The following is a 6,693-nucleotide window of genomic DNA, read 5'->3' on the forward strand; positions in this document are numbered from 1 at the left end:
TAACCAATTTAAATATGACTTTTTGTAATGTAAATGTCCGGACGAAATCACTTCGGCCGGACATCATCAAATAAACTTGGCAGAGTTTACTTTAAAATTTAATAATATATTGAAAATCAAATATATTATTTAAAAACTCTGTATTGGTTTAAACTTTTGGTTTAAAGTTTTTAGCGCCATTTTATTTTCTTGTTTTGATGTCCGATAGCGTTAAATATTGCAAAAGTAATATTTTGAAACAAGAATAACCCTCAAATCTGAAACTGAATAGAATGAATATAATCATTAAATTCAATGCTCTTTCCTCGAAAGCAATGATGCAAAAACTACATGGCAGGTCTTCTGACTTGTTTCGTTTATAAACTGCCTTCACGGGATTTCCCATTGGCGAAAGTGTTGTTTATAACTTTTTATATGAAACTTACAGCAGCGGGACTGTTCAGGATTTACACCTGATTCCCTTTTAATTACTCCTCTCGTACGAGAGTTGCAAACCAATGTGCCGCAAAGATATGAATAAATATTGCAATTCCATAAGTTATAACTTGGAAAAATGAAAATCTAATCAATACGCACTTTTTACGTAACTATATTTACGTATTTAAATTTGCGCACTAACAACAAAAAAGAGTATCTTTTTTAGATATTTTTTCTTTGATTTTCCAAGTGCATCGGCTAAAGTATTCCAATAATTAGACATTCTGCTATATATTTGCTTCTTACTTAATTGAGAGTAAGTCTTTTTGTCGAATACGTTTAAAATGAAATCATCTTCTTTTTTTTTGAAACCTACCTCATCATAATAATAGGGGTATAATAGGGAATCAATAATATAACAAGGTAATTTAATATTGACTTCTCTTTTAGTTTTTTGTCTCAATAATTGTACTGAGTAATATTCAATGATTTGATTTTTATTATTGTATTCTTTCATGTATTGGGAATCTTTAATTCTTGTGTAATCAAGTGGCATTTTTTTGTATTGTTTACGTTTTAAATCCTTCATTCGTAAATGTGATAAATCAATAGGGGCTAATCCGTCAAATGCAACCATAATTAAAAAGATATTTATCGCATTAAAATAGCTATTATTATTAAAGGTGTACGGTTCATTTAGCCAATTATTTAAATGTTCGTTTGTACCGATACTATATAGATGTTGAAGAAAAGTAAATCCTTCAAGGTCTAATGTCCTTTTTTCAATGATGCTTGTGTAGGCTCTCTTGTTATAAGATATTGGTTTATAACTTAAAATATGCCCCTCTGTGAATCCCCAATTATATGTTGTAATAAATCGTTTGATTAATTCTTTGGCTTGTTTAACCCCTTTATCTTTTAAGTTTTCCTCTAAAGTTGCAAACCATGTTTTATTAATTGATTTGATTGCGATTTCATTTCCATAGATTTTAATCAAAGCATTTTTTAATTGTCTATATTTTCTTGCACTACCTTCCTCGTATGTTTGTATTTTGGCATCAAGTAAATCAAAGAAATTAGTGTATATTGGAATAGTATCGTTGTCGTCAATTTCATTATATATAGCCGTAATTTCTTCATGGGATGCGAGAAGGTCTAAGTCGTATGGACGGTTGATTGTATCGAACTCTGTCACTCTTTGTAAGATTCGTAGATATTCGTCATTGACAATTTTATTTTTCTCTTTATATTTTTTGTCTTGACACTTAACAGCAAGTTTTTCTTTATTCCAATATTCGGCTTTGGTAGAAACTCCCGTCATTACTAATTTGGCTTTTTTATGGTGGATTCTAATGGCGATAGGGTGTTCTCCATTCGTTAATGTTTTACTTTTGAATAACTCTTTTCTGACTTTCATAATCCTATTTTTCGGGGTTCAATTTTATTTTGGTTTAAAGTTGGTTTAAACTTTTATGGTTTAAACTGAGTGATTTTAACTATTGGCAAAAATAGGGATAAATTTTGTAATATACAATATAACAGTATGTTATAAACGAAAAATGCCAACGTGATTCCCATCAAATTGGCATTCAAATAAACTTGGCAGAGTTTATTACCTTCTTTACTTTCTCTGAATTAGGTTTGATGAATGAAATGATGGACGGTTTGTCCGGCTCATTAGACTCAACGCTTTTTCCTCGAAAGCAATGATAAAGTATGCATGGCAGGTCTTCTGACTTGTTTCTGTTGCAGGCGCCTTCCCGGAAGAATATTCCAGTGGCATAGAGTAATTGTCTGCAACGTTGCACGAAACTTACAGCAGCGGGACTGTCCAGGATTTACACCTGATTCCCTTTTAATCGCTTTCCCAGAAGAGGGGGAGCGAACCAATGCATGACAAAGATACGGATTCTTTTTGAGAAAACAATTCTATGGGTGATAAATTTTCTTCCCTGCTCTCTTTCTTTTTGCCGACAAATTGGCAAGGTTTTGCCACCCTCTTGGCAAGACTTTGTCACCGCGTTGGCAAAACTTTGCCATAGGCATGGCAAAAGTTTGCCAAAAGCATGGCAATAGGTTGGCAAAATTACTCTCTGATTGATAGTGACTTAAGGCGATTTAAGCAATCCGTCATGTCGGTAAGGTGAAAAGATACCAATACAAGCCACACTTGCCACAAGAACCTTCTCCGGAGGTATGCAAAGCATTTTGTTTGGTGTGGTAAAACGGGCTGTTATCTCTCTTTTGCCAGTGTGAATACAAACTCCAGTCCTCCGCCTTGGTTGTTTTTGGCAGAGATGGTGCCTCCGTGAATAAGGACTGCATTCTTCACTATGGCGAGCCCCAAGCCGGTGCCGCCCAACTTGCGCGAGCGTCCTTTGTCTACACGGTAGAAGCGGTCGAACAAACGGTTCAGATGTTCGGGAGAAACGCCGATGCCGGTATCGGCAAAACTGAAATAGTAGTAATTCTCGTCTTCGCGGAAACAACTGATGTTGATGTGTATGTTGGTGCCGGCATAAGCGATGGCGTTGTCCATGAGATTGCGGAAGATGGAGTAGAGTAGAGAGTAGTTGCCCCGCAACTGTATCTTCGGTTTTAGGGAATTGACAACGGTGATTTGCTTCTGTTCCAGTTCCAGGGACACTTCGTTGACGATGTTTGAAACCAGCATGCTGATGTCCACCTTTTCCATATCAATCATGTTGGCGGCTTCGTCCATGCGGGTCAGTACGGATATGTCGCGCAGCAGGCGGCTCAGGCGGTTGCTTTGCGCGTAGCAGCGTTCCAGGAAGACCTGCATCTTTTCGGGTGCAATGTTTTCGTTGTTCACGATGGTTTCCAGATAACCTTGTATGCTGCTTACGGGGGTTTTCAGCTCGTGGGCGATGTTCTGGGTCAACTGCCGTTTCAGCCGTACTTGCTCTTCTTCCTGGGTGATGTCGTTGATGGAAATTTCAAAGCTGAGGTCTTGGAAGATGATGCACTCCACGATGAAGGTGCGTCCGTTCTTGTTGATGTGTACGGACATCCTTCGTTCTTCGTTGTAGGAGGGGCGCTTCTGCGCCTTGTTGATGAAATCCGTTATCTTCTGGAATTCGCAGATGGAGAATATCTCTTCGGTAGCCTGCAGGTTGGAGTCTGAAATCAGATTGCCGTATTGGGTGAACAGATTGTTTACCAATATCTCCTTTTTGTCTCTGTTGAATACGCCCAGTCCTTCGCGGGAGGTTTGCAAATGGGTGATGAGTTTTTCGCGCTCAATGTAAAGCGCCTCTTTGGTTTCGCGCAGGCGCTTATATATTTGTATGATGTGCTGCGAAATCTCTCCAAGTTCATTGTGCGGGAAGGCGGTTTGTATGTCCATGTCTATGGGTTCGTTCTTGTCGGCTCTTTTGGCAAACTCGCGCAGGTGGTTGATGGCACTGCCAAGTTTGGAGGTGAATTTATAAAAGATGAATATCAGCAGCAGTGATACAATGACCGTGAACCAGATGTAATGTGGGTCGGCAGCCAGATTGTTCATCAGGTTGACGTTGTAGGGGAGAGCTGAGCGGATGATGCAGTCTTTGTAGACGGTGGCAGAATAGAAATAGGTTCTGCCGGTGGTTTCGGAGATGCGCCGCAGGTTGTAGCCTTTGCCGGCTTTCAGTGCCTTCTGCACTTCGGGGCGCTTGATGTGGTTGTCCAGTTCATGGCTGCCGTTCTGGGAACTGTCGAACAATACGTTACCTTGAAGGTCTACCACGGTGACGCGCAGTTCCTTGTTTACATGCTTGGAGATATAGCTGTCCAGCATGGAAGTCCATAGGCTGTCGGGGAGATAACGAAGTTCCTGGTGTAGTCTGTCATTATAGTCTTGCAACTGCGTGTCCAGTAGCTCCACTTTATATTCCTTTTCCCGCTGATACTGGTAGGCGATGAAGCATGCGGCGAATATGAGGAACAGTGAAATGACCGAAAGGAAAAGCTTCCGGCTGAAGGACAGAAAGTGTCTGTCGTTATTCGGCTTCGAAACAATATCCATATCCCAAGCGTGTTACGATGCATTTGCCATAAACTCCGATTTTCTTGCGTAGGCGTGTGATGTTTACGTCGATGGTACGGTCCAGCACATATACTTCATCACTCCAGATGCGGTTCAGTATATCCTCGCGCGAGAATACGCGTCCTTTATTCTGCAAAAGCAGCAATAAGATTTCAAACTCTTTTTTGGTGAGCGGTGCCTCTTCACCGTCAATGCAGACTTTCTTCTTGATGACGTTCAGCACCAGTGTCTTGTAGACAATCTGTTCCGGTGCATGCTCTGTCTCTCCTTGTTGGGTGCGTCTCAGTACGGCTTTGACACGTGCCGCTACTTCGCGCAGCGAGAAGGGTTTGGATATATAGTCGTCCGCTCCCAGGTTGAAGCCAGTCACGGTGTCATTTTCCGTATCTTTGGCGGTAATGAAGATGATGGGTATCTGGGCCGTCTTCTTGTCCTTCTTCAGCATACTTGCCATTTTGAAGCCGGAAATTTCTCCCATCATCACGTCCAGCAGTAGTAGGTTGTAGCTGCCAATGTCCATTCTCAGAGCTTCTTCGGCAGAGTTCGCCGTGTCCACTTCGTAGCCTTCGTTTTCGAGGTTGAACTTCAGAATTTCACATAAGTCTTCTTCATCATCCACTACTAAAATCCGGTAATTGTTCATTGCTTTGTTGTTTATGTATGACAGGAATAAAACAATTTTCTTGTCACAAAGTTAAACTTTATTTCTTTTTATCGGCAAAAATAGTGCAAACCGAATGCAGAATTTTCATGTTTACATGAAAAGTTGTGCCGAGATGCAGGCCATTTCTGCTTTCTGGGTACAAAAGTGAGGCTAATTTGTTACGGAATGATGAAACAAGTGTTACATTTGGGTTACATTAAATTCCCGTTTATCTAAAAGCCCCGTCACATTAAAATATTATCTTTGCTTCGTAAATACTGAATTGTATGAAAGAACTTATGTATATCAGGAGTTTCTCTAAGAGACATTTGTCGGTTATTATGGGAACTCTACTTTTAGTGATAATCGGCTCTGTCTGGCTGAATACGGCTCCTTTCCGCTCGGGATTTGAGATTACGGATGAACTGGGCGGTAATATATTCCCTTCCAGTATCCTTTCGGTGGCTACTACCGATGCTCAGGTCATAGTGCCGGTAGACTCCATGTATGTAGGTAATCCGAAGTCCTGCATCGCTGTCCGTGTCCGTTCGAGGAATGCTTATAGCCGGGTGCGGGTAGAGGTTGCAGAGACTCCGTTCTTTTCCCGTTCCGTGTCGGAGTTTGTGCTGGCAAAACCGCGTACGGAGTATATTATCTATCCTGATATCATATGGAATTATGAGGCTCTGAAGAATAACAACCAGGCGGAACCCATTAGTGTGGCCGTTATGGTAGAGATGAACGGCAAGGATTTGGGGCAGAGGGTGCGTACTTTTTCCGTTCGCAGCATTAATGAATGTCTGTTGGGGTATGTCACGAATGGTACAAAATTCCATGATACCGGCATCTTTTTTGCAGCATATGTAAATGAGGAGAATCCTATGATTGACAAGCTGTTGCGTGAAGCGCTGGATACGCGTATCGTCAACCGTTTTTTAGGCTATCAGGGAGGTGCCGAAGTGGTGGACAGGCAGGTTTATGCCTTGTGGAATGTACTGCAGAAGCGTAAGTTCCGTTATAGCTCGGTCTCCAATACGAGCCTTTCCAGCAATGTGGTCTTTTCACAGCGTGTGCGCACGTTCGATGACGCCTTGGAGTCCTCGCAAATCAACTGTGTGGATGGAAGTGTGCTTTTTGCTTCTCTGCTCCGTGCCATCAACATAGAACCTATATTGGTGCGCACCCCGGGGCATATGTTTGTAGGATACTACACGGATTCCAGTCATAAAGACATGAATTTCCTTGAAACGACCATGATTGGTGATGTGGATTTGGATGATTTCTTTCCGGACGAACAGTTGGATTCGACGATGGTGGGAAAGTCGCAGAACCAGATGTCGCGCATCACCTTTGACAAGTCCAAGGAGTATGCCAATAAGAAGTATGCCCAGAATAAGGAAGGTATTCATTCCGGCAAACTGAACTATATGTTTCTGGAAATATCCAAAGAGGTGAGAAGGAGAATACAGCCGATAGGGAAATGAGGCGGGGGGGAGGGCTGTTGAAATGTGGAATTGTAGTTGGATTTTGTGTGGATGGTACTTATGAATTTATTTCTGTTTTTTTTAGTACTTTGGGAACTTAG

The 6,693-nt window shown here is 41.4% G+C and carries 4 protein-coding genes and 2 riboswitches; of the genes, 1 reads left to right on the forward strand and 3 read right to left on the reverse strand.

Going from position 1 to position 6,693, the window contains the following annotated elements:
• Positions 1–314: 314 nt before the first annotated feature.
• Positions 315–514: riboswitch (cobalamin riboswitch) on the reverse strand.
• An 87-nt stretch (positions 515–601) separates the two neighbouring features.
• The 3 genes from DWX62_RS07870 to DWX62_RS07880 all read right to left on the reverse strand — a co-directional run bounded on the left by DWX62_RS07870 (position 602) and on the right by DWX62_RS07880 (position 5,108).
• A complete protein-coding gene (locus tag DWX62_RS07870; RefSeq protein ID WP_120172692.1) occupies positions 602–1,834 on the reverse strand; it encodes an Arm DNA-binding domain-containing protein in 1,233 nt (410 codons plus the stop codon).
• Between the two features lie 287 nt (positions 1,835–2,121).
• Positions 2,122–2,323: riboswitch (cobalamin riboswitch) on the reverse strand.
• 327 nt (positions 2,324–2,650) lie between these two features.
• A complete protein-coding gene (locus DWX62_RS07875) occupies positions 2,651–4,444 on the reverse strand; it encodes an ATP-binding protein (RefSeq protein ID WP_120172693.1) in 1,794 nt (597 codons plus the stop codon).
• Positions 4,419–5,108, reverse strand: a complete 690-nt coding sequence (locus DWX62_RS07880; RefSeq protein ID WP_005826729.1) for a response regulator transcription factor — start codon at positions 5,106–5,108, stop codon at positions 4,419–4,421. Before DWX62_RS07880 ends, DWX62_RS07875 begins: the two co-directional genes overlap by 26 nt.
• Positions 5,109–5,395: 287 nt before the next feature.
• Between DWX62_RS07880 and DWX62_RS07885 the strand changes: the two genes are divergently transcribed.
• Positions 5,396–6,592 carry a hypothetical protein gene (locus DWX62_RS07885; protein WP_117680498.1) on the forward strand — a complete coding sequence of 399 codons (1,197 nt, stop codon included), beginning with the start codon at positions 5,396–5,398 and terminating at the stop codon, positions 6,590–6,592.
• Positions 6,593–6,693 lie beyond the last annotated feature (101 nt).

The organism is Bacteroides sp. AF20-13LB, assembly GCF_003603065.1.
Lineage (GTDB): Bacteria > Bacteroidota > Bacteroidia > Bacteroidales > Bacteroidaceae > Bacteroides > Bacteroides uniformis.

Coding starts and splice junctions, on each gene's coding strand:
- DWX62_RS07870 (WP_120172692.1), bottom strand. CDS start 1,834: ATGAAAGTCAGAAAAGAGTTATTCAAAAGTAAAACATTAACGAATGGA.
- DWX62_RS07875 (WP_120172693.1), bottom strand. CDS start 4,444: ATGGATATTGTTTCGAAGCCGAATAACGACAGACACTTTCTGTCCTTC.
- DWX62_RS07880 (WP_005826729.1), bottom strand. CDS start 5,108: ATGAACAATTACCGGATTTTAGTAGTGGATGATGAAGAAGACTTATGT.
- DWX62_RS07885 (WP_117680498.1), top strand. CDS start 5,396: ATGAAAGAACTTATGTATATCAGGAGTTTCTCTAAGAGACATTTGTCG.